Raw genomic sequence first — 22,246 nt, 5'->3', positions numbered from 1 at the left:
GGGGTCAGTGGCGGGTCTCGATTCGCAGGTTGCCGGTGGTCACCCGGCGGATGGGCTCGCCCGTCAGCAGTTCGTGCGGTTGGCCGAGGGTGATCGCGCTCGCCGCGTCGAGTCGGGCCTGTTGGGTGTTTGTCAGCTCGACCGTCAGGGCGCCCAGGTTGTCTTCCAGTTGGGCGGGGGTGCGGGCGCCGAGCAGCGTGCTTGTGACGCCCGGTTTCCGCAGGGTCCAGGCCAGTGCGACCTGGGCCGGGGTGCGGCCCAGCTCGTCGGCTGTCTTCCGGACGACCTCGGCGACGTCGAGGTTGTGTTCGGTGAGGGTGCCCAGGGCGAGGTTGTGGCTGCGGCGGGTGCTTCCGTCGGGGCCGGCGCCTGTTGTGCCGATGTCGTTCCGGCGGTATTTGCCGCTGAGCACTCCGCCGCCGAGCGGCGAGTACGGGATCACGCCCAGGCCCAGTTCCCGGGCCATCGGGATCAGGTCGCGTTCCGCGGTGCGTTCGATCAGGCTGTACTCGAGCTGCAGCGCGACCAGGGGTGACCAGCCGCGCAGGTCGGCGATCGCCTGCATCCGGGACACCTGCCAGGCCGGGGTGTTGGAGATCGCCACGTACAGTACCTTGCCCTGCCGGACGAGGTCGTCCAGGCCGCGCAGCACCTCTTCCACGGGGGTTCGGGAGTCCCAGACGTGCAGGTACAGCAGGTCGAGGTAGTCGGTGGCGAGCCGTCGCAGGCTGCTCTCCACGGAGCCGAACAGCGCCTTGCGGTGCCCGCCCCCGGAGTTCGGGTCGCCGGGGCGGCGCAGGGTCGAGTACTTGGTCGCCAGTACCAGGCGTTCGCGTTCCTGCTGGGCGAACTCGCCCAGCAGGCGCTCGGAGCTGCCGTCGGTGTAGGTGTCGGCGGTGTCGAGGAGGTTGCCGCCGAGCCCGACGTAGCGGTCGAACAGCTTGCGGGCCTCGGCCCGTTCCGCGCCCCAGCCCCATTCGGTGCCGAAGGTCGCGGTGCCCAGGGCCAGCGGTGAGACCCGCAGTCCCGAGCGGCCCAGCAGCCGGTAGTCGTCGAGGGCCAGTGCCATCGGGTTCTCCTGTGTTCGCGTGTGTTCGTGTTCCGTTGCCGGGACCGAGTCTGCGGCGGGGGCGGTCCCCGGATAAGGGAGGGGCTTTCCTGGGAAGGCCGGTCCCACCCCGGCGGTTGGACCGGTCATGACGACACGAACGGTGGACACCACCGAGGAACTGGCCGCCTTCCTGCGTGGCAGGCGCGAACGGCTGGACCCGGAGCGGCTGGGCCTGCCCGCGCACCGGCGGGCCCGGCGGACGCCGGGACTGCGCCGCGAGGAGGTCGCCGAGCTGGCCGGGGTCAGCACCGACTACGTGGTCCGGCTGGAGCAGGGGAGGGGGCTTCGGCCCTCCGCGGAGGTGCTGGCGGCGCTGGCCCGGGCTCTGCGGCTGGCACCCGGCGAACGCGACTACCTGTTCGACCTGGCCGGACACCGCCGCCCTGGCGGCACCCGGGGCGGGGCGGCCACCGGTGCGGCGCCGGCGCTGGCCCGTCTGGTCGGCGAGCTCTCCCCGCTGCCCGCCGCGTTGCTGGACCACCGCTACGACCTGCTGGCCTGGAACCCGGAAATGGCCCGGCTGCTGCCGGAGTTCGACGCCGTGCCGCCGCAGCGGCGCAACGCGATGTGGCTGTGCCTGCTGTACCCGCCGATGCGCGGCTTCTACGCCGATCGCGAGGGGGTGCTGCGCGACGGTGTCGCCCATCTGCGCGCGGCCTGGGCGGCCCACCCGCAGGACCGGGAACTGGCGGGGCTGATCGCCGAGTTCACCGCGCAGGACGAGGACTTCGCCCGGCTCTGGGCCGAGCGGGAGGTCCGTGTCAACGGCCGCGGTCGCAAGCTGCTGCGCCACCCGGCCGTCGGGGCGATCGCCGTCGACTTCGAGGTCCTGCTCCCGCTGGAGGACCCGGAGTTGCGGCTTCTGGTCTACCGTGCCGCGGACGACGAGAGCCGCGCAGCCCTGCACCGGCTGTGCGGCGCTGACGGGTGCCGAGAAGGCTGACAGCTCGCGGTTGGTCGCAGGAAGCGTGAGCAGGTGGTGCCGGCAAGGGTGTCCCAGGGAGTGGTGCCGGTAAGGGTGTCCCAGGGACCCGAAACCGCAGCTCGCCGGCCCTGACCGGTTCCGACTGACGTGTCCGGGCTCATCCGGTTCGCCTCGGGTGACGCGGGCCCGGATGCAGGCGGGGACGGCACGTCGCTTCCGGTCGTCGGTGATGGCCCGGTTCCCGGGCTGTTCCTGCGGTTGGGCGACCGTGTGGTTCCAGATCGCGGGCGTCGGTGTCCGGTGGGCGAGGCATGGGCGGCGGTGCTGGTGGTCGGTGCGGGGCGAGGCTTTGAGGTCGGCGGCGATGGCGTCCGGGGCGGGGTCGAAGGCGTGGGGGTTGTCCTGGGCGCGGGCCCACCTGCCGAGTCTGGTGGGCCCGGTGCCGTGCTCGCCGGCTTCGATGCCCGGGAACCGGGCTGCTTCGAGCGGGCCGCGGCCGCGAGCGCGTCGGACGAGGTGGGTGGCCCGCGTTGCGACGTGGGATGAGGCCGCCGGCGGCGGTGAACGCGCTGAGGTGCCGGTCGGCCCGTTTCTGGGGGAGGAGGGCCGGGATCTGTTCGGGCCGGTGGCCGACCTGGCTCGTGGGGATGCGCCGGGTCGGCTGCCGCCCGGTACGGCGATGGGTGGGGACGAGGGTCTCGGCAACGGCGCGGAACCGCCACGAGCACGACGGGCGTTGCCGCTTGAACACGTGGCCCCGGCTCTGGTGGCGGGTGGGGACGATGCCGGTGCGGGTGCGGTTCTCCACCGGGGCCGGGGGAGGCATCGCGGCGGCGGAGGCCGTCCGCGGTCAGGATGCTGTCGGCGGCGTGGAGGAAGGCGGCGCCGGCGCGGGCATCGGTGGGCAGGGTGTTGGAGTAATGCTCCTCGCCGGGGCCGTGGTGCTCGGCGGTGTATCGGTCGGCGGCCTCGGCGGTCTCGGTGACCGCGGTGGGTGTGCCGGGGCGGACCCGGGTCCAGGTGATGATGACCGGCGCGGCGACGGGCTGCGGCTCGGCGAGGTACTGGCCCGATGTGACCGCGGGGCGTTGCGGCGCGAGCATCAAGAGGATCTTCTCCTGAAGCGCGAGGGGTCCTGGACCGGGACGGGGTGCCAAGAGGTGGGACGGGCAGCCGGACCGGTGAGGCGGCCCACGGCCCGATCCCTCTCGCCCTCCCGTGGCGGCCTCCGGCTCCGAAAGCGGTCCCGTCTCGCCTCCTCGGCGGCTGTCCCGCAGGGTCGCGGTACGCCCGGCCGCCCGCGGCCCGCGGCCGGCCGCCCGCCGTCGCTGCCCGCTGCCGGTCGGCGCGGCCGCGGGCGGGAGCGGGGTCGGTCAGCGGTCGAGGTCGATCGTGAAGCGCCTCGTGCCCGCAGCCATCGTGTCGGCGTGGATCGAGCCGCGGGCGCGGTCGAAGTCCCCGGTGCCGGGTGTCGCGGGTGAACCTGGCGGGGCTGGGGGCCGCGTCGGTCGCGCTGACCGTCGCGTTCGTGGTGATGCCGCGCCCGGACGGCGAGGTCGACCTGCTGACTTACGGCCAGGGCTCGTTGGGCCGATACGTCTACTGGGTGTTGCTGACCGGCGACATCGCGATCGGCCTGGCTGCGGCGGCGCGGCTCTGCTGGATCCACGGCAGGCACGTCGCGCCCGGCCCGGCGCGGACCTCGTTGTGGCTGATGCGGGTCTCCACCCTGCTCGGGACGGTGTACCTGCTCCACCGCCTGGTGTACCTGACGGTGGATCAGGCGGGGTTCGACGTACCGCAGCCGGCCGCGATAGCCGGGACCACCCAGGTGCTGCTGGCGCTCACCCTGGTGCTGTTCGCACTCGCCGTCGTCTGGCCGGCGCTCGCCGAGTACCGGCACAAGCGCGCGGCCGCGCGGCAGGCGGAACGGATCGCGCCGCTGTGGCGGCTGCTCCAGACCGCGACGCCGGGGGTCGTCCTGCCATTGCCCGAGGAGCTGAGGCGCAAGAACCCCCGGTTGCGGCTGTACCGGTACGTGATCGAGATCAGGGACAGCGTGCTCGCCCTGGAGGGGCACCTCAGTGACGCCCATCCGGCCTTGGCCGAGCGGGAGTTGCGGGCGGCGGGCGTCTTTGGCGGCGAGCTGGCGCCGGCCGTGGAGGCTGTGCTGGTGCGCCATGCCGCCGCGGCCGAACTGGCCGGTCGGGCGGCGGCTTTCGGCGGCCGCACGCTCGTGCGGGGTGAACTGGACCTGGCGGCCGAGCTGCACTGGTTCGAACAGGTCGCGGCTGCGGTGGGCTCGCCGGCGGTGGTGTCCGCCGCCGAACGGCTGGACGCCGTACCCGGCGCGTCGGTCGGCGGACACCCGGGGTGACGGGTTGACGGGTCGGCGGACACCCGGGGTGACGGGTTGACGGGTTGGCGGACACCCGGGGTGACGGTTGACGGGGTGGGGGGTCCCGGGGTGCGGGTGGTGGTCGCACCCCGGGGGTGGGGGTTATCGGGGGTTGCCCCAGGCGATGTAGGTGGGGGAGCCGTCGTCGTTGCGCAGGTGGAAGGTGGAAGGTGGCGGTGGAGGGGCGCCAGATGCCGATGTTGGCGGCGGGTCCGCCGTTGCCGCCGTCCCAGTTGCCGGCGACGGGGATGTCGTTGCCGCCGCCCCAGTCGAGGAGGACGAGGCTGCCGTCGTCCATGCGGAGGTGGAACTGTCCGGTGGAGGGGCGGAAGATGCCGACGTTGTCGGGGCCGGTGCCGTCCCAGTTGCCGGAGACGGGGATGTCGCCGGGGCCGCCCCAGTCGACGTAGGTGGGGGAGCCGTCGTCGTTGCGCAGGTGGAACATGCCGTTGCGCCAGATGCCGACGTTGGAGGCGGGGCCGCCGTCCCAGTTGCCGGCGACGGGGATGTCGTTGCCGCCGCCCCAGTCGATGAGGACGAGGCTGCCGTCGTCCATGCGGAGGTGGAACTGTCCGGTGGAGGGGCGGAAGATGCCGACGTTGTCGGGGCCGGTGCCGTCCCAGTTGCCGGAGACGGGGATGTCGCCGGGGCCGCCCCAGTCGACGTAGGTGGGGGAGCCGTCGTCGTTGCGCAGGTGGAACATGCCGTTGCGCCAGATGCCGACGTTGGAGGCGGCGCCGCCGTCCCAGTTCCCCGACACCGGCCGGTCACCACCGGCGCCGTCGTCGACGATGCTGTTGTTCCGGACCGGCGCGTAGCTGCCGTGGCCGGAGAAGTACGGGTAGGGGATCTTCCGGTGGTGCACGCCGCTGGCTTGGCCTGACGGTCCGGGATGGATGACCTGGAGGGAAGTCCGTGCGGGGCTGTCCGGCCCAGGGTGTTCTGCCACCCCCTGCCGTCCTGCCGCCCTGCCCGGCCCGCCTTGCGGTCCCGGCCCGGCGCCGGGCCCGCCAGGGCCGGGTAGTCCGCCCCTGCCGTCCTGCTATCCCCTGCCGCCCCTGCCCGTTGCTGCGGTCCCGGCCCGCCCGCCTCGCCCGGCTCTGGTTGTCCTGTTCGGGTACTGGAGGGGGTTTCGTGACGGGCTGATTGTCACGGAACCAGGCCCTGCCCGGCCCGGCCTGGTCGGTCTTTGCCCTGCCGGGTCGGTCCCTGCCCTGTCCTGTCCGGGTGCCCGGTCCGGCTTCGGCCGCCAGGGCCTTGCCCGGTTTGGTGGGCCGGGCCCGCTTCTCGCCCCGTCGGGCTGGGTCCCGGCTGCTCGGCTCCAGCGGCTCCTGGCTGTCCGGCCGGGTGCCGGTCTGTGACCTCACACCGTTTCGAGCGCCAGGATCGCGTTCTGGTAGACCAATCCGGGTCGATGTGCCGGGCCCGGTCCGATGGTCCGGATCGCTGCGGGTGATGGGTGGAGTGTGGGTTGCAGCGTTGGTGCGCCGCCTGTTTTCAGTCGCTGGGCGGTGGTCGCTGCTGGTCAGTGCCGCGTATCGCTGAACGGTGGTGTCGTGTTCGTGCTGAAGAGCAGTGTCGTAGGCCGGCGAAGTTCCGGTGTCGCCTGTAACAGAGACCGCGATGCGAGCGGCGCGGCTTGTACCGGGGCGGTCACTGAGCTGCGGTGCGGTTCTGCCTGAGGTGGAGCTCGACGGAACGGCACAGGCTCAGCGCGTCGTGCGGGTCGTCGGCCCGGTGGCCGAACCGGCGGATGAGCACCACTGAGTCGAGCGTGACGCCTGCGCGGGCCAGCACGAACAGCAGGGTGAGCAGGGCGGCGCGGGCGTTGCCGTCGTCGAATGGGTGGAAGAAGCAGACATCCAGGTAGGTCCGGGCCGCCCTGGCGGCCAGCGAGAGCCGGCCGTCGGTGGCCTGCGTCAGACAGGCGTCGAGACGGGTGCGGGTGTCGGGGCCGATCCCGTAGCGCTCCTCGCCGTCTTTGGCGAAGGCGGGGCGGGCGCGCAGCGGTGGCGGCTCGGGTGTGCCCAGTACGTGCTGCTGCCAGCCGCGCAGTAGCTCGAAGTCGAGCGCGGCACCACGTGCCGCGTCGGCCCGCACCAGTTCCAGTGCGGCGAGCAGGCCGGCGGCGCGGGCGGGGTCCACTGCGGCGTCGAAGGAGCGGAAGTCCTCCGCTGCGCCGTCGCGGGCGGGGGTCGCCGGTCCACTGTCCGCGCTGTCCTCGCGGTTTGGCCACGGCACGCTCTCGCGCACCGCGAGCCAGCGCTCCAGGTGGTCCGGGAGCTCGCCCGGGTCCGGTGACCAGTGGGTGTCCTGCGGGCGCAGTGGGCCGACCAGCCGCTCAGCGATGTCCTCCGCCAGGACGGTGTCCGGCGCGGTCCAGCTCTTGAACCGGCCGCCGACCGCCTGTCGCACCAGCCGCTCGGCCAGCTCGGGGGCGACACCCCAGGAGCTGAGGAACCAGCCCAGGACCTGCTGGCAGTGCCCGTACCAGCCGCTCTCGGCGCCTGTCCGGTCGGCCACCTGCAGGATCAGGTTGCGGGCGGCGCGCTCCCACAGGATCCGGTCCGCCACCAGGGTCTGCGGGTCCAGGGGGTAGGCCTCGAACCACTGGGCGAGGTGCTCCAGCCAGTCGCGCCACTCGCACAGCGCCGCCGCGACGTGGTCCAGGGTCTGCTCCGGAGTGGTGATCGAGTGCGACCCGCAGCACCAGTTCCCGACCGGCCCGCCGTCGACGTCCCCCTCGCCGAGCGACCAGCGCCACCCCGCCGCCCACCGGCCGTAGCGCTCGATCAGCACATGCGTCATGGCATCGGACCAGGGCTTGGCCACCTCCCAGGCCCAGTTGACTTTGGTCAGATCGAGGTTGGGGTCCAGCCGTGAGGGCACCCGCCGTGCCGGGCCGAGGGAGTGGACCACCTGTGCCGCCGAAGCGCGGTCGAAGGGGTGGCCGGCGGGGTCGACCTCGTCCCAGGTCAGGCCTGTGGGGTGGAGCGTATTGAACACCCGGTCAGGGTGCCACGGGGGCCAGGGGTGTGAGCAACGCTATTTCCCTCCAGGCCGAGGCAAGGCGGACCGCCACCAGGACTCCAGCTCCGCCGGGTCGCCAGCTCCGCACCAGGGAGGGCCACCCGCCCGTCTCGCTGGTCCTCGTGCAGACCGCGGGGGAGTAGACCGTGGCGTGCTGACGAGACGCGCCGGGCGGTGTCCCAGGGACAACTGCAACGAGCCACGTCGTGCTGCTGAACGATGCCGTCGTCCTCACCCCACGGCTCCGGCCGCCGAAGGCCCCGGCCTCCGGATGTGCTGCTCCCGCTGAAACACGGCGCCGGGGGTGGTTCCGTCCATCGTGTGGTGCTGGTCGGCGTGTCGGGATGAGCGGTCGGTCCGCGGGACAGTCTCGCTTCCGTCGGACGACAGCGTCGTTTCAGCGGACCGGAGGTGCCGTGATGTCGGGACTGGCCAACCAGCCTTCGTCACCCGATCCGCGGCAGTCAGGACCGGCCGCCGTGGTGGGGCGTGAGGGATCGGTGGCCCGGCTGATGGATCTGGACAGCCGGGGTGAGTTGACGACCGCTCATGTGCGGCTGGTGGCATCCGCGTGGGGATGACGGAGAGGGCGGTCTGGTACTGGGTGGCTGCCGCCCGCACGGAGGGGCGGCTCTCGGCCCGGCCGCGCGAGCGGACGGTTCTCACCCCGGAGGTCCGGCGTCTGCTGGCTTTCTGGGGCGGGAACACCGCCGCGGTCCACCGCGAGCTTGTCGCTCAGGCCGCCGACAATCCCAACGTCTCCGTTCCATCGCTGCGCGCCCTGCAACGGGCGGTACGCAGGGATCTGTCGGTGGGGGAGCGGGCCGGCCTGAGGGGTGGGGAGGCGGCCCGCCGGGCTTATGACGTGTTCGGGAAGCGGCCGGCGTTGTGGAGGAACGCGTGCTGGGAGGGCGATCACAAGCACGTGCCGGTGCAGGTCGATGTCGAGGGCGAGTTGGTGTGTCCGTGGATCACCTGGTTCATCGACTGCGCCACCAAAATGATCACTGGGGTTGCGGTGACCCCGCACGCTCCGTCCAGGGACGCGGTGCTGGCCGCGCTGCGTACCTCGATCACCCGTACCGAACCGTTCGGCCCTGCGGGCGGCCTGCCTGCCCTGGTGCGCGTGGACCGGGGCAAGGAGTTCCTGTGCGCCACGGTGACCGCCGCGCTCAGTGCGTTCGCCGTCCCCGTCCATGACCTGCCGGCCTACAGCCCGCACCTGAAGGGCACGGTCGAGACGCTGAACGACGCGGTCGAGGAGATGTTCCTCGTCTCCCTGCCGCGCTACACCCACCGTCAGAAACTGACCGGAGGCCGGCTTGCTGATCGGGACGCGCCGCCGCTGGCGTTCGCCGCGTTCGTCGCGCTGCTCCTGGACTGGGTGCGCTGGTGGAACACCGAGCACCACCCGGCCGCCCTGGGCGGCCTGACCCCCCTCGAAGCGTGGAACGCGGACCCGACGCCGCTGCGCGACGTCCCGCCCGAGCACCTCGCGTTCTTCGCCCTGGAGGACGACGGCCGCACCCGCACGATCACCACGAACGGCATCTCCTGGCGCCGCCGTGCCTACATAGCCCCCTGGATGGTCGGCCACACCGGCACGAAGGTCCGACTTCGCCATCTCCCGCACCACGACGGCGAGATCGAGGTCTTCGACGCGTCCACCGGCCGCCACCTCGGCGCCGCCTATCTCGCTGAGCAGGCGAGCCCGGAACAGGTACGTGCTCTGCGAGCGGCCCGCACCGCCGCCGCCCGCCGACTGCGCGCGGATCTGAAGGCCGCGGAGGAACTGCGCCGCCGGCGGTTCGCCGCTGCGACCAGCCCGGCCCCGCCGCAGCCGCTCGGCACCCTGACCGCAGCCGAGGCCGACGCCGAGCTCGCGGCAGCCGACGGCCGGGACCTTCGGGCGCTGGCCCTGCCCGGGCTGCTCCCGCACGCCCCGGTCCCGGACGAATGGGTCCTGCCCCGCACCAGAGCGCATGCCGAGCCCGAGCACGCCGACGGCGGCCCAGCGGATCCGCCGGCCTGAACAGCCGCAGCCCGCACCACACCGCACCGCAGTCGCATCCGTGTCCTGCAACGCCCCGTTTCAAGCCCCGCCTATCGCCTCACCCCGGCCGGCCGGGCCGTGACCCCACTCAGACCTGCCGGCGCCTCATCTGCCCCGCCCGTTCCTGTCTCTTGAGTCCGTAGGAGCCCGCCGCCGTGACCACCGAGTACACCGTCCGCCCCGGCATGCTGCCGCCCGAGCGCGCCGACCACTACCTGCACCTGGAAGGCGCCCGCACCGTCGCCACCGAGGCGCTGCGCACCGCCCAGGACAACATCGCCGCCACCCTCGCGGCCAAGGCGATGATGTGCATCGTCGGTGCCGCGGGCAACGGCAAATCCCTGTCGGTGAACGCCTCGCTGCGCCTGCTCGCGCCGGACAACTCCTACCGGATCGCGTTCCGGGCCCGGCCCACCCCGCGCGACATCCGCCACGAGCTGTTCCGCGCCCTGCGCCTGCCCGGCGAGCCGCCGGGGCGGCCGATCGAGTTCGACACCATTCTCAGGAGCGCCCTGGCCCGCGGCTTCCACGTCCTGGTCTGCGACGAGGCCCAGTGGATGTCCCGCGAGTGCTTCGAGTACTGGCGCTACCTGTGGGACGACCCCTCAACCGACATCGCCGTCGTCTTCGCCGGCGGCGACGGCTGCGCCAAGGTGCTGCGCCGCGAGCCGATGCTCGCCTCCCGCATCTACATCTGGCAGCACGCCGTCCCGCTCACCCTCCCGGAGGTCCTCCAAGTGATCCCGGCCTTCCACCCGCTATGGGCAGGCGTCGACCGTGATCTGATCTCCCTGGTCGACAAGCAGGCCGCCCACGGCAACTTCCGTGCCTGGGCCCGCATCACCAAACTCGCCGCCGACGGCCTCGCCGCCCAGGGCCGCACCTGCGTGGACGAGCACCTGCTGCGCCAGGTCTACGGCCGCCTCGGCGTCGGGACGTGACCCTGCACCCGGTGCGCGGTGTCATCACCCTCGCCCTGGACGTCGGCGACGAAGCGGCCTGCACCCGGGCGGCGCTGGCCGCCCATCGACCGGGCGTCGGCCGGATCACCGTCCACCCGACCCTGGCCGCCGGCCACCCCGAGGACCTCGCCCTCGATGTCCTCGCCGCCCTCGGAAAGCCCTACACGGCCCCCGGCCCCTGGACCCGCCAGCCCGCTCTCCTGTGTGCGGCCGCGGCGGCGTGGATCCACACCCTGCCCGTCTGGCACCTGATCATCCTGCGCGCCCACCTGCTCACCGCCCCCAACTGGCATCACCTGCTGGAGCTGCACCACCGGACCGGCGTCCACCTGACCATCGTCTGCCACCGCACCCCACCCCGGGCCCTGACCGACCTGCTCCACGCCACCGACCACCGCACCACCACCGGCCTGCCCCCGAACATCCCGCCCGATCCCTTCCCCCAGGCGCCGGTCCCGCCCATCCCACACCCCACCACCCTTGCCCGCCTCGCCTTCCCCGCCCTGAGCCGCCTCGCCCGGTCCCACGCCCTCCCGCCCTCCTGCGCCTGCACCCCTCGCCACCGCCCGCGACCCCTCCCCGCCGACCTCCTCCTCAACCGGGCCGTCGAACGCATCCACCGCCTCGCCCACCCCCCAGCACGCCGCCGCCCTCGCCATCGCCCTGGCCACCGGCACCCCCTACCACCACCTCGCCACCGCCACCCCCGCCGACTACGACCCCCACCACACCACCATCACCCTCCATGACCCACCCCGCTGCGCCACCCACCGTCTGCCGGCCTGGGCCCTGCCCCTGCTGGACAGCGCCGCCCGCTACGTGCGCCTGGTAGACACCGGCCCGAACCTCCTCGCCCCACCCGGCAGCTCACCGGCCCTGCTCCTGCAGTGCGCCGAGCACTGCCGCCTCGTCCCGTCCATAGACCCGGGCCACGACTGGCCGGCCGACCGGTCCAGGGTCGCCGGTTCCCTGCCGGACCGCCCCGGCCAGAGGACAGCCGCCAAGGTGTCCAGCCGCCGCTTGCGCCGGGGAAGCCCCGCCCCGAGGAGACGGCGGGCGCGGGCGCGGGCGCAGGACACGGTCCGGCGGGAGTGGGAGCGCATGTACGCGGTGGCGGCGGCGTTCGCCGCAGAGCACGGCCACCTGGATCCCGCTGGCAACGGCGTGGACCGGGAACTGGCCCATTGGGTCGCCCGCCAGCGGCACCTGTACGGCGAAGCACGGCTCCGCCCTATCTGGATTTCCCGCCTGGCCGAGCTCGGGATGATCTGGAACGACGACTCGAACGCCTGGGAGCGCGGTCTTGCCTACGCCCGCGCCTTCGCCACCCGAACCGGCCACCTCGCCATCCCCGTCGCACAGACACTCGACGGCTACCCGCTCGGCACCTGGATGGCCGCCCAGCGCAGAGCCAACAAGCTGACCAAACACCGGCAGAAAGCACTCGACGCCCTGGACTCCCTGTGGCGACTGGAACCGGGCTGGAACCGCTCCTACCGACGCATGACCGCCTACCTCGCCGCCGGAGGCACCCTCACCGGACCGGCCAACCGCACCGCCCACCCCACCGACCCCCACTTCCACCCGGGTGCCTGGTTGTGTCGGCAGACGCGACGTGCCGCGGACAAGAAACTCAACCAGCAACAGATCGAACTGCTGAACTCCCTCAGCACAGTCCGCTCCACCTGACCCGAGCCACAGGCCGGCCATGCCCGGCGGGACCGTTCAGGCTCCGTGCTCGCCGAAGGACGGAGGGTAGGGTGCGGATCATGGGTGAGGGTGGGGAGCCGCGCGTTTTCGGGAACCGTTGGGCGGATGCTGTTGGCCCGGCCGGGCAGGTGGCGGACCGGGACCGGTGTGCGTGCCTTGGGATGGGCAGGTCGGCTCGGCAGTTGCCCGTGGCGTTCCACCCAGAACGTCAGGACACCGAGGCGCCGGGTTGGCTGCATCTGCTTGCTCTGATCGAGGAGGCGGCCGCGGATGGCCGCGAGGTGTTCAAACCCCTGGTCGAGCTCAGCGCCGAGGAACGGCGCCAGGTCATCACGCTGCCACCAACCATCGCGAAGCTCACCGCTGTCCGGCACCTGGTGCTGTACGGCAGCAATCTGGTCCGGCTCCCGCCGGAGGTCGGTGCGATGGAGAGCCTGGAGGAGTTCACCCCGTACACCTCCCGCCGCCTGCACTGGTTCCCGTACGAGCTGGCGCGGTGCCCGAAGCTGGTCCGCAGCACCGTCAGCACCCGTGCGTTGTACGGCAACTTCAAGTACCGCCCGCAGTTTCCGCTGCTCGCGCCGACGGCGCCCGACACGACACGGCTCAACCCCCACCGGCTGGATCCCGGCCTGTGGGGAGCGGAGGCGATCCAGTCCTGCAGCGTCTGCGCGCGGCTCGTCGAGCCCGCGGACCTGCAGCAGGTGTGGATCTCCCTGCTGGTCGCCACCGACGTCCTGCCGCTGCTGGTCAACGCCTGCTCCCAGGCGTGCGTCGATGCGCTGCCCGCCCCTGCCCGCGGACACGTTGCCACGGTTCACCGCGGCGGCCCCACCATCGTCCAGCCGCCCCCCGGGTGGTGAGATCCCTCAGCGGGCCCGAGCGCTGGGAAGCGGCCGCTCACGCGTCGGGCACGAACGCCGCAGCGCCCCGTCAGCTGACTGCAGGCGCGCGGTAGCCGGTCTCGCAGCTCCGGGCACTGCGAAGTCGGGCACCCCCACCAGGTACCTGGCCAGCCCGCCCGCCACCCGGCTGCGGCCGGTCCTCGTGGTGTCGGTGACTGGTCGTAGAGTCCGGCCGTGACCGTTTCCGACCCGCACGCCGCCCGGCCCGTCCCCGAGCCCCTGCCCGACCCGCAGACGGTGCTGCGCCGGACCGACTGGCCGGCGCTGCAGACAGCGTTCGGGACCGGAAGCACGCTGCCTCAGGTCCTGACCCGGCTTCTCGGCCCGGACCTGACCGTGGAGGAGACCGGGGACGCTCTGGGCGCGCTTGAGCCGGTGCGGCATCAGAACACGATCTACGAGGCGACCGCGCCGGCCACGTTGTGCGTCGCGGCTGTCCTGGCCCGCCGCGCGGAGCAGTATCCCGGGGCGGCGGACAGGGCGTGCGGGCTGCTGCCGGACTGGCTGGCCGATGTCGCCCGCGACAGCGACGACACCTGCGTGGAGGCCGGCCAGCGGCACTCCACCGAGGACCACCTGGAGGGATACCCGGCGATGGCTGCCGTGCGTGCCCTGAGACCCGGGCTGTACCAGGCCGTCGCCCCGCGTACCTCGACGACCCCGACCCGGCGGTCGCCGACTCCGCGCTGTCCGCCGCCCTGGCGTTCGCCGAGCACCCGGACCTGGCCGGGCACCGTGACGGCCTGGCCGAGCGCGCCCGCCACCTCCTCCTACTCACCTGCGACACGCGGTGGCGACGCCGGCAGGCCCTTGACGCCTTGATCGCCTGGGGCCACGACACCACCGGTCTCCCCCGGCCCGGTGACGACGACCGCAGCCCGTACGTCACTGGCCAGCCCTGGCCAGGCGGCGGCCGGGACCCCGGCGACCCGCCATTCTGACCAGCCAGGCCTGGGCATGCGGGCCTACGGACCGCTATCGGTTGCTGGTCCTCCTCGATACCGCGCGACAGCAGGTCTTGCCGGTCCGCCTTCCCCACGAGGAGGCCTGTCCGTAGGAACGCAAGGAGCGGCTGGAACGGGAGGCTGAAGAGCAACTGGAAGCCGCCCGCCTCGTCAACGCCGTGCTGCGCCGGTTTTGGACGTGTCGGGGCTCGATCGGCGGGAAGGCGGGCCCTGACCGGCTCGAGTGTCCGCGGTGCGTCAGCGACCGGGAGGTGGAGGAGCTGGGCCCGTTGGTGCTGCCGGTCCTGACCATGCGCGAGCTGGTGGCCGTGCTGGTCTCCACTCCAGACGACCCGTGGTGGGAGGACCAGGTGCTGCACGCAAAGCTCTGCCCGGCGAAGGACCGTGGGTGTGACCTGGTGGTGTTGTGGGGCGTGTGTTGGCCCCACATGCGGTGCGGTCTGGACCTATGGAGGGATCTGTCGGGGCGCGGGGCGGGCGGGTAGCTGCGGCTTGGTCGGTGCTCTCTGTCGCGCTCCGAACGGTGGCCGGGCTGTACCGAGTGCCAGGTCGGTCTACCCGGTGGGCCGGAGAGCGACGAGATAGCCGGGCTGGACGCCGTTGATGTTGCGGATGGCGCTGCCGGAGGCGGTGCGCCTGGTCCATGCCGCCGGCTCCGGCCCGGACACCCCCGAGGACCCGGCGACGATCACCCTGTGCGGTGCTCCTACAGCCGCCACGCTCCCCACACACTGGCACCCTGCTGCTCCGGGTGAGCGATGGCCGCCCCCAGTGGCACGCCTGGGTCTGCCGCACCTGCGACCGTGCACTGCGCAGCCTTGCCTTGACCCCGGGGCGGCCCGCCGGACCAGGCTCGGTGGTAGGCAGCGAGGGGTCATTCCCACCACCCCTCGACCTCCAGATCACAGTGGTAGCAGAGCATTGAGGCACTGTCGGCTAGATCGAAGTGCAGCCCTGGATTCGCCTGGTGCATCGCCCGCTCAACGGTCTCGCACCCGCCGACACAGTGTTCGCCCTCAGCGACTGGCTCACGTCGTGGCGGACGCACCGTGCACTTCGTGTATCGGTGAAGCGGGTCATGGTCGACCGGATCGGTGCACCCAATGGGACATGGCCAGTTCTGCGCCGCGGCAGGGGTACAGCGGACGCAGGTCTCCGGGGCCAGTTGGTGCGGGCATCGGGACCGGGGAGGGAAGTCCCGGCCGTTGCGCGGGCAGATGAGCCCGAGGTCCCGGTAACGGGAGTAGAGCTGGCTCGCGCAGTTGTAGCAGTTTCCTCTCAGGTACCACTCTGGCTCCTCGCGGCTGACTCGTGCCTGCGCGGGCAGCTTCCTCTTGCAGACCGTCGTCAGGCCATCGAATGTGAAGTGCCTGGTCTGTGCATTCCACCAGGCGATCTGGACCGGTTGGCTATCAGTCGTCACGTCGGCGCCCTGCGGACGCAGCTGGTCGCCGTCCGGCGCCTTCGTGTTCGTGCGGCGGGCCTCGGGGAAGGTGGCCGCCACCGCCGCGCCCTGGTCGGCGAGCTGCGAAGCTCCAAGGGCCGTACCACGGGGGAGTGGCCTTGGAGCTTCGCAGCTGGTCAGCGGACTGCCAGGATGCCCGCGTGGTAGAAGGGGCCGGCGTCGTGGCTTCCCTCGTGGCCGAGGGGATGTAGGCAGAGATCCTCTTCCTCACCGACGTACGGGCACGGTTCGAGCACGGTGATCTCGTAGGGTTCCTCGGTGCCGGGCCAGACCAGCCACCAGTCGGCCTCCGGCATGCCTTCCTGCTCCTGGCTCTGCAGGAGCGTGAAGTGCGCACCGGAGTGGCCGGCTTCGATCTGGCACTGCTGCTCCGTTCCCATCTCGTGGGCGGCGTTCGGGAGGTTGTTGAGGCGTTCGGCTTCCTCGGCCGTGATCGTGGTGGTGACGCCGCAGTGCGGGTAGCGGGGGGCGGAGCAGCCGCTGCCGTCGGGATGTGAGGCGGGCAGTGCGCAGTCGGCGCAGGAGATGCCCGTGACCAGCTGGCAGCCGGTGGGATCCCAGCTGAGCCAGACAGAGGTGAAGGGCGGTTCTTCGTCGAGTGCGCAGTGGTCGGCGAGGACGATGTGTGGGCCGGGGTGGTCTGCGTACAGGTCGCACATGTAGTGGTCTTCGTCGACGAGTTCTCCGCCGGGCAGGCGGGCGAGGCGCGTGAAGTCGTCGTCTGTGAGGGTGAGGAAGGCGCGGCATGGCATGAGACGGATGGTCGCACCCATCACTGACAATGACGCCAATGTTGCGGAGGGTTATCCAATCGCTGGTACCCGGCGGTAGCTCTCCTGGCGTGACCTGTTGGCTGTTGTGGCGGGTCGGTGATCGGCTGAACAGGGTTGTTTGCGGGCTGGGGGTTGATGGGTTGGTTGAGAAGAACCGGGCCGTGGCGGGGTCGTGTTCGGGGCGGGGCCGGTTCTGAAGGATGCTGCCGGCTGGCTGCCTTGACTGGTTGACCTGGGGGTAGGCAGTCGGCCAGCAGCGCCCCGCCGTCCGCGTAGCGGGCGAACAGCTGCGGCACCCAGGAACGGACCGTGCCGTCGTCCTCGCGCCACAGCAGCCGCACCGGGAGATCTCGTCTTAGGAGAGAGGGGCAGGGGCTGGGACGGTGAGCCCCCCGTACTGGCCCGGCTCCCGGCCCGCCGCCCCGGTGACCGCCTAGGCTGGCCCGATGAGCGACGGGGTGTGGGAGACGTTCCTGGCGGGAGTGACGCCGGGGGCGGAGCTGCGCAGGCGGTGGCGGTCTGGGCTCGGGAGCCGGGCGGACGCCCCGGCCGAGGTGCTGCTCGTCCTGCTGGACGGCGACGAACTGCACTTCCTGTGCCGGCGGGGGCTGCCCGCAGCGGTGCTGAACGCGGCTGTCGTGCACCCGTCCAAAGGGGTGTGGGGGCGGGTGGCCGAGTCCGGGGCGCTGTCCCCCGGGCAGTGGGAGCGGCTGCTGGACGCGCTTGCCGGGCGCGGCGCCGGCGCGGCCCTGCTCGCAGGACTGCGCGAGATGCGGGACGACTTCGCCGCGCGCGGGGAGCGCACCGCGGTCGGGGTGTCGCGCCCGCCCGGTCCGGACGCGGTGCCGCCCCGGACGCCCGCGGAGATCACCGCGCTGGCCGACACCGTCCCCGAGATCCCCGCCGAGGACCGGACGTACGGGCTCTGGTGGGTCGGCGCGCTGTTCCACGACCCGGACGCGATGCGGCAGTTGGCCGCCCACCCGAACCGCTGGGTCCGCCGCAGCGTTGCCCGCGCGCCCCATCTGCCCGCCGACGTCGCCGCCCGCCTCGGACGGGACGAGGACCGGGTAGTGCGGCTGTTCCTCACCGAGTCCTGCGCAGATGCCCCCGCCGAGACCCTACTGGACGTGTGGAGCTGGTGGCCCGGCAGCTTCTCCTTCCCCGGCCAGCCCCGCAACCACCCCAACTTCCCCCGCGACGGCCTACGCCGCTTCGCCGACGACCCTCGGCCCCGGGTACGGCTGCTCGCCCTGGACGACCCCGCCGCGCGGCCCGCGCTGGCCGTCCGCCTGGCCGCCGACCCCGACCCGGAGGTCCGGGCCCGCGCCGCCGAGGACCCGCGCCTATCGCCGGCCTCGGCCCTCGCCCTGCTCGACGACCCGGACGCGACGGTCCGTCAGGTCGCCGCCCGTCACCCGGCGCTGCCCGCCGCGACGCTGGCGGCCCTGCTCCGCGACCCCGCCACCGCCGAGAATGCCGCCCGCAACCCGGCTGTCCCGCTGCCAGTGGCCCTCCGGATGGCCGCCTGCTGAGGAGCCACTCCACTCCGGATGATCCGTGGGAGGTGCGGGTGCTGCACGCCAAGCTCTACCCGGCGAAGGGCCGCTGGGTGTGACCTGTTGGTTGTTGTGGCGGGTCGGTGCTCGGCTGAGCAGGGTTGTTTTCGGGCTGGGGGTTGATGGGTTGGTTGAGAAGGTCCAGGCCCGCGGTGGGGTCGTGTTCGGGGGGAAAGGCTGGTTGAGGGGGTGTGGCTGGCCGGGTGTCCGGGTGGTTTGACCTGGGGGTTTTGGTGGTTGATCGAGAACTTGTGGATGCCATGAGAAGTGGTGGGGGTTCCTGCGGTTTGGATGGGAGCCCTGTATGCGCCTGGGTGGGTTGGGGTGGCTGGGGCCTGGTTGGCCTGCTGTTGTGCCGCCGTCCGGCCCGCTGCCTGCCTGCCGGCGTTGTGCTGCCGCCCTGCCTGCCGTCCGGCTCGCTGCCACCCTGCCACCCTGCCACCCTGCCTGCCGGCGTTGTGCTGCCGCCCTGCCTGCCGTTCCGGTCCCGGTCCTCCACCCTGCCGCTGCGCTGCATGCTGTTCCGGCCGGCCGCCACTGGCTGCCGTCGACGGGCCGGCCACCTGCCGGCGCTGTACTGCTGCGCGCCGCCCGCGGCCGCACTGTCCGTGGCCCTGCCCGCCCCGCCCGCCCGCTCGCCGCTCGCCGCCCGCCGGCCCGCCCCGCCGTGCTCCGGCCTGGGTCGGTCTGCCGTCCCGTCCCGGTCTGTTGCCGGGGTGTCGCGCTGGCGGGGGGTGCAGGGGAGCTCGGTCCGTCGCGGGTCGGTCCTGCGTTCCGGGTTGTCCGTCGTTCGGCCTGCTGCTGCCGGGCCGGCCCTGCCTGCCGGGCCGGGTCGTCCAGGCCGGGCTACGCCCGGCTGCTTGCTCGGCTCGCCGCGGCGCTGCTTCTGGTCTGCCCGGCTGCCGGCCCGGCCCCAACCCGGGTGTGTGCTGTCCTGTTCCACGAACACCGCTTGGCCCTGATCCGGCGCGGGCGCCCCGACGGCACCCAGCACTTCCTGCCCGGCGGCCGCGTCGAGCCCGGCGAAGAGCCGACACCGCGTTGCACCGCGAGCTCCTGGAGGGACTCGGCCTGGGACCTGGGCGGACACGGCTCCTGGCGCTGCTGGAGCTGTACGCGGACGGCCCGCTGAGCATGGACTACCGGTTCAGCCCGGTCACGGCCCCGCGTGGTGCCCACCGTCGAGGGTGTCCTGGTGGTCCCGGGCGGAGCTCCTGCCGGCTGCGCCGGCGCGGGGTCCGCACCGGCCTGTGCGGCCCGGCCTGCCGCCCGTTCGTCGCTGCGCTGCCGTCCGGCCCGCCGTCCGGGCCTGCCCGCCTGCCGGTGCTGTTCCGCCGCTGCGCTGCCGTTCCGGCCCGTCGGCCGGTCCGGGCAGCCGTGACGCCGCGCCCGCCCGCGCTGCGCTGCTGCGCCGTCCCGCGGTCTGCCTGCCTGTCGGTCGACGTCGCCGGCCGGCGCCCGCGGTCCTGCTCTCCCGCCCGCCCCGCGGGCCGCAGGGTGTGACCTGTTGGCTGCTGTGGGCGTGAAATGGCCTCGTAGGCCTAGTTGTCTGGACCTTTGGTTGGACCTGTTGGTGCGTCCTGCGGGGTCGGTGGCCGGGCTGCTCTGATGACTGTGTGTGGTGGTTGGTGGGGTCGGGGGCTGGGTCGGCCCGCTCGAGGGCCGGTGGGGTGTTGTTGGGTGTGGAATGGGGGTGAGTTCCGCCGGGTATTTCGTTGGGTTGTTTTGCTGGATTGGTTGCTGGTGGTGGTCTGAATTCGGTTCGGAATCGTGGTTGGCGAGGTGGTGGCGGGATTGGTGTTCGGTTTGGTGGGGGTCGGGCCCGCGCTGTCCGGGCCTGCTGTGCCCTGCTTGGTCGCCGCCGTCCGGGCCGGGCCTGCCGTTCCCGTTGGCTGGGCCGTGCCCGTGCCCGCCCCGCCTGCGGCGCCGCCCGGTGGTGGGCCCCGCTGGTCCGTTGCCGGGGCCCTGACCGCCGTCCTGGTCGGCCGCCAGGCCGTCCCGCTGCGCCTCCACTGGCCGCGTGGGCGGAGGCCGGAGTCTGACACCGACGGCGCCAATGGTCCGGGAAGTCGCTTGGACTGGCAGTGGCCTTGTGTCGTTCGGCGTGACGCGCTGAGACTGAAGCCTTGTTGGGTCTCTGCTGCGGGAGCCGGATGTGAGTGATCTTCTGAACGCCCGGGACAAGCGAGTTGGCAGGGTCATGAGCGACGGCTGGGTCTTCGACCTCCAGGACAGGCAGGTCGGCAGGGTCATGAGCAACGGCTGGGTCTACGACGCCCGGGACAGGCGGGTCGGCAGTGTCCGAAGTACAGGGAACACCGACCGTGAGACGAGGAATCACGGAGGGGCGGCCTTGCTGCTGCGACTGCTGCGTTGAGACCAGCGGCACCGCGGGTCCCACGCCCAGCCACCCGTCGAGAGGCCGTCAGGCCGTCTCGGGGGCTGTTCTGGTGGCTGTGGTGGTGGTGCGGGGAGGCCGTCCCGGCGCCGTCCTGGGCGGCCGGTGGGTTGTCGCGTCTCCCTGTCGTGTGGGGTGCTGTCGTGTGTTGTGACGTGGGCGGACGCGTTTCGACCTCTGGCTGTGGTCTGTGTGCGACAGGGGCCGGGGTGGGTTTGCGGCTGATGTTCGGGTGGCGGACTGGTTTTCGGGGGTTGGGACGAGGCCGGCGAGCAGTGGTTCCCGGCCGTGCAGGACCACGTGCGGCATCGGTCCGGGGCTGACGCTGGGAGGTGGCCGGGCCGCCGCACCTGAGGGTGCGTGCCCGGGGCCCGGGCGGAAGGGGGTACTCATCGGCCGGGGAGCCAGTAGTGGGTCAGGAGCCAGATCGGGATGCCGCCGGCCGAGGTGGCGAGGCCGAGCAGAGCGCGGACGGCGTAGGCGCGAGGGCCGGGCCAGCCGCGGCGACCGTGCCTACGACCCTGCGGATCTCCAGGGTGGGGGTCAGCGGGCGTGGGCATGGTGGGCCTCCAGAAGGGCGTGGTTGGGGAGTGGGCGGACCGTGCGCGACCCGCCCGGTGATTTTCCCGAGGAGTGTTGGTCTCAACGCTCCTTCTACCTCGTGGGGGTGAAAGACCCCGGGGCAGGCCGTTCCGGGGACTCCCACCCGCGTCGCCCGGTGCCGCGCCCGGCTGCTGGGTCCTGGCCGCCGTCCTGGTCGGCCGCCAGGCCGTCCTGCCCGCGCCCGCCCTGGTGGCGCCCCGCCCGCCTGCTGCTGGGCCCTGGCCGCCCGTCCAGGCTGTCGTCCTGGCGGTCCCGGCTCCGGGGTTGTTCGGCCGTCTCGGGGCCCGCCTTGGCGTCGTCCTGGTTCGGTGTTCGGGTTGGTGTCGCTGTTCCGGGAATTGCTCCGTTGACGTCGAGCGGGATTTCCTCGGCGGCCTGGAACGGCGGTCTCCGTGTCGGCGGCGAGGACCGTAGGCCCCTTTCCGGTGTGCCTGAATTCGATTTCCGTCCGCTGCGCTCCGAAAGGCTTTCTGATTGCCGCCTGAAAGAGAGTGGAAAGAAATCCGCATTCCCATCGAGAGCGCTGCCGGATAGAGCCTGGATGGACGGTTTCCGTGAGGTTGGCTGTTCGCGTCTCGCGCCTGTCTGGGGCCCGCTTTGATAGAGCTGTACAACGCTCTCGGAAACGCGGCCGGAAACCTCTCGAAAACTCTCCGGATTTCGGTTGGGAGTCTGTGGTTGAGGGCCCGTCAGGGACCGCCGTGCGGGGCGCCCGTGAGGGCCCGCCACCGGGGCGGGGGAGGCCGAGCCGGACCGGTGGCCCGGAGGTTGCTCCCGAGGGCCGCAGGCCCCGCTCCGGGGGTGGAGGATGGGCCGTCAGCCCAGCAACCACAAGGCGGAACCGCCCCCGAGCGTCCCACCGGCCGGGACCGGGGGAGGGCCCTCGGGGGTGGGGGTGTGACTGGTACCCGAAGTCCGCGTCACATCGTCAACGACGAGGGGCCGCAGGCCCCGGCCGGCACCCCGCCCGTCCGGAGGGATGGGCCACTACCCGAATTTCGCGTCACATCGTCAACGCTCACCCCCGGGCGCAGCCCGGGAAACCCTGCCAGCCAATCGGCCCGTAGGGCCGTGAAAACACCAGCCCAACAAGGAAGGGAAGCCGACCGATTGACGGGCCGTAGGACCGGCACAATGCCACCGGATAGGCGGAGCGCAGCGACGCCAGACGCCCGCCACAACGGCGCGTGCCGTACCCGCGAATTCGCCATCGGCGAATTCCCCCAACCACCCACCCACCGGCCGAGGCGCAGCCGAGGCCACACCATGCACGGTGACGGCGTAGCCGGCACCCCCCGGCCGACGCCGCGCTCAAGACCACCACCGTCTGGGAACTCGCCGCACCGGCGGGCTGACGCCGGGTCCGGCCAACGGCCGTCCCGCACCGCG

15 protein-coding genes and 2 pseudogenes are annotated in these 22,246 nt (G+C 72.6%); 11 read left to right on the top strand and 6 right to left on the bottom strand.

Going from position 1 to position 22,246, the window contains the following annotated elements; genetic code table 11:
• Nucleotides 1-4 precede the first annotated feature (4 nt).
• Complete coding sequence (locus tag ACWDRR_RS33730) at nucleotides 5-1,069, bottom strand: aldo/keto reductase (protein WP_449776068.1); 1,065 nt, start codon at nucleotides 1,067-1,069, stop codon at nucleotides 5-7.
• A gap of 127 nt (nucleotides 1,070-1,196) precedes the next feature.
• Here ACWDRR_RS33730 and ACWDRR_RS33725 point away from each other — a divergent pair, with 127 nt between their 5' ends.
• The 3 genes from ACWDRR_RS33725 to ACWDRR_RS33715 all read left to right on the top strand — a co-directional run bounded on the left by ACWDRR_RS33725 (nucleotide 1,197) and on the right by ACWDRR_RS33715 (nucleotide 5,317).
• Nucleotides 1,197-2,054 (top strand): helix-turn-helix domain-containing protein, encoded by an 858-nt coding sequence (locus ACWDRR_RS33725; RefSeq protein WP_449776067.1) that lies wholly within the window; start codon nucleotides 1,197-1,199, stop codon nucleotides 2,052-2,054.
• Nucleotides 2,055-3,513: 1,459 nt separating this feature from the next.
• Nucleotides 3,514-4,413 carry an MAB_1171c family putative transporter gene (locus ACWDRR_RS33720; protein WP_449776066.1) on the top strand — a complete coding sequence of 300 codons (900 nt, stop codon included), beginning with the start codon at nucleotides 3,514-3,516 and terminating at the stop codon, nucleotides 4,411-4,413.
• A gap of 169 nt (nucleotides 4,414-4,582) precedes the next feature.
• Nucleotides 4,583-5,317 carry a hypothetical protein gene (locus ACWDRR_RS33715; RefSeq protein ID WP_449776065.1) on the top strand — a complete coding sequence of 245 codons (735 nt, stop codon included), beginning with the start codon at nucleotides 4,583-4,585 and terminating at the stop codon, nucleotides 5,315-5,317.
• A 770-nt stretch (nucleotides 5,318-6,087) separates the two neighbouring features.
• On the opposite strand, the gene ACWDRR_RS33710 is transcribed toward ACWDRR_RS33715, so the two are convergent.
• The gene (locus ACWDRR_RS33710) at nucleotides 6,088-7,440 is read right to left on the bottom strand and encodes a Fic family protein (RefSeq protein WP_449776064.1); all 1,353 of its coding nucleotides are present in this window, start codon (nucleotides 7,438-7,440) and stop codon (nucleotides 6,088-6,090) included.
• A gap of 524 nt (nucleotides 7,441-7,964) precedes the next feature.
• On the opposite strand from ACWDRR_RS33710, the pseudogene ACWDRR_RS33705 reads away from it, so the two are divergent.
• The 6 genes and pseudogenes from ACWDRR_RS33705 to ACWDRR_RS33680 all read left to right on the top strand — a co-directional run bounded on the left by ACWDRR_RS33705 (nucleotide 7,965) and on the right by ACWDRR_RS33680 (nucleotide 13,916).
• Nucleotides 7,965-9,496, top strand: a pseudogene (locus ACWDRR_RS33705) (transposase).
• A gap of 176 nt (nucleotides 9,497-9,672) precedes the next feature.
• Nucleotides 9,673-10,458 (top strand): AAA family ATPase, encoded by a 786-nt coding sequence (locus ACWDRR_RS33700; RefSeq protein ID WP_449776063.1) that lies wholly within the window; start codon nucleotides 9,673-9,675, stop codon nucleotides 10,456-10,458.
• On the top strand, nucleotides 10,455-11,228 hold the full coding sequence (locus tag ACWDRR_RS33695; RefSeq protein WP_449776062.1) for a hypothetical protein: 774 nt from the start codon (nucleotides 10,455-10,457) through the stop codon (nucleotides 11,226-11,228). Before ACWDRR_RS33700 ends, ACWDRR_RS33695 begins: the two co-directional genes overlap by 4 nt.
• Before the next feature lie 70 nt (nucleotides 11,229-11,298).
• A complete protein-coding gene (locus ACWDRR_RS33690) occupies nucleotides 11,299-12,168 on the top strand; it encodes a helicase associated domain-containing protein (RefSeq protein WP_449776061.1) in 870 nt (289 codons plus the stop codon).
• Nucleotides 12,169-12,377: 209 nt separating this feature from the next.
• Nucleotides 12,378-13,052: a leucine-rich repeat domain-containing protein gene (locus ACWDRR_RS33685; protein WP_449776060.1), complete on the top strand. Its 675-nt coding sequence runs from the start codon at nucleotides 12,378-12,380 to the stop codon at nucleotides 13,050-13,052.
• Nucleotides 13,053-13,268: 216 nt separating this feature from the next.
• On the top strand, nucleotides 13,269-13,916 hold the full coding sequence (locus ACWDRR_RS33680; RefSeq protein WP_449776059.1) for a hypothetical protein: 648 nt from the start codon (nucleotides 13,269-13,271) through the stop codon (nucleotides 13,914-13,916).
• A 697-nt stretch (nucleotides 13,917-14,613) separates the two neighbouring features.
• Here ACWDRR_RS33680 and ACWDRR_RS33675 read toward each other — a convergent pair.
• From ACWDRR_RS33675 to ACWDRR_RS33665, 3 genes and pseudogenes are all read right to left on the bottom strand, one after another.
• Nucleotides 14,614-14,751: a hypothetical protein gene (locus ACWDRR_RS33675; RefSeq protein ID WP_449776058.1), complete on the bottom strand. Its 138-nt coding sequence runs from the start codon at nucleotides 14,749-14,751 to the stop codon at nucleotides 14,614-14,616.
• Nucleotides 14,752-15,640: 889 nt separating this feature from the next.
• Entirely contained in the window at nucleotides 15,641-16,276 is a 636-nt protein-coding gene (locus ACWDRR_RS33670) for a hypothetical protein (protein WP_449776057.1), read from the bottom strand.
• 263 nt (nucleotides 16,277-16,539) lie between these two features.
• Nucleotides 16,540-16,641 (bottom strand): annotated as a pseudogene (locus tag ACWDRR_RS33665) (TnsA-like heteromeric transposase endonuclease subunit); the annotation flags it as partial.
• 102 nt (nucleotides 16,642-16,743) lie between these two features.
• Between ACWDRR_RS33665 and ACWDRR_RS33660 the strand changes: the two are divergent.
• On the top strand, nucleotides 16,744-17,832 hold the full coding sequence (locus ACWDRR_RS33660) for a HEAT repeat domain-containing protein (RefSeq protein WP_449776106.1): 1,089 nt from the start codon (nucleotides 16,744-16,746) through the stop codon (nucleotides 17,830-17,832).
• 2,179 nt (nucleotides 17,833-20,011) lie between these two features.
• Complete coding sequence (locus tag ACWDRR_RS33655) at nucleotides 20,012-20,233, top strand: hypothetical protein (protein WP_449776056.1); 222 nt, start codon at nucleotides 20,012-20,014, stop codon at nucleotides 20,231-20,233.
• A 410-nt stretch (nucleotides 20,234-20,643) separates the two neighbouring features.
• Here ACWDRR_RS33655 and ACWDRR_RS33650 read toward each other — a convergent pair whose 3' ends face one another.
• On the bottom strand, nucleotides 20,644-20,814 hold the full coding sequence (locus ACWDRR_RS33650; protein ID WP_449776055.1) for a hypothetical protein: 171 nt from the start codon (nucleotides 20,812-20,814) through the stop codon (nucleotides 20,644-20,646).
• Between the last annotated feature and the right edge of the window lie 1,432 nt (nucleotides 20,815-22,246).

The organism is Kitasatospora sp. NPDC003701, assembly GCF_053587085.1.
Note: the sequence above shows the minus strand (reverse complement) of the source record. Positions and strands in the feature narration are given on the sequence as shown.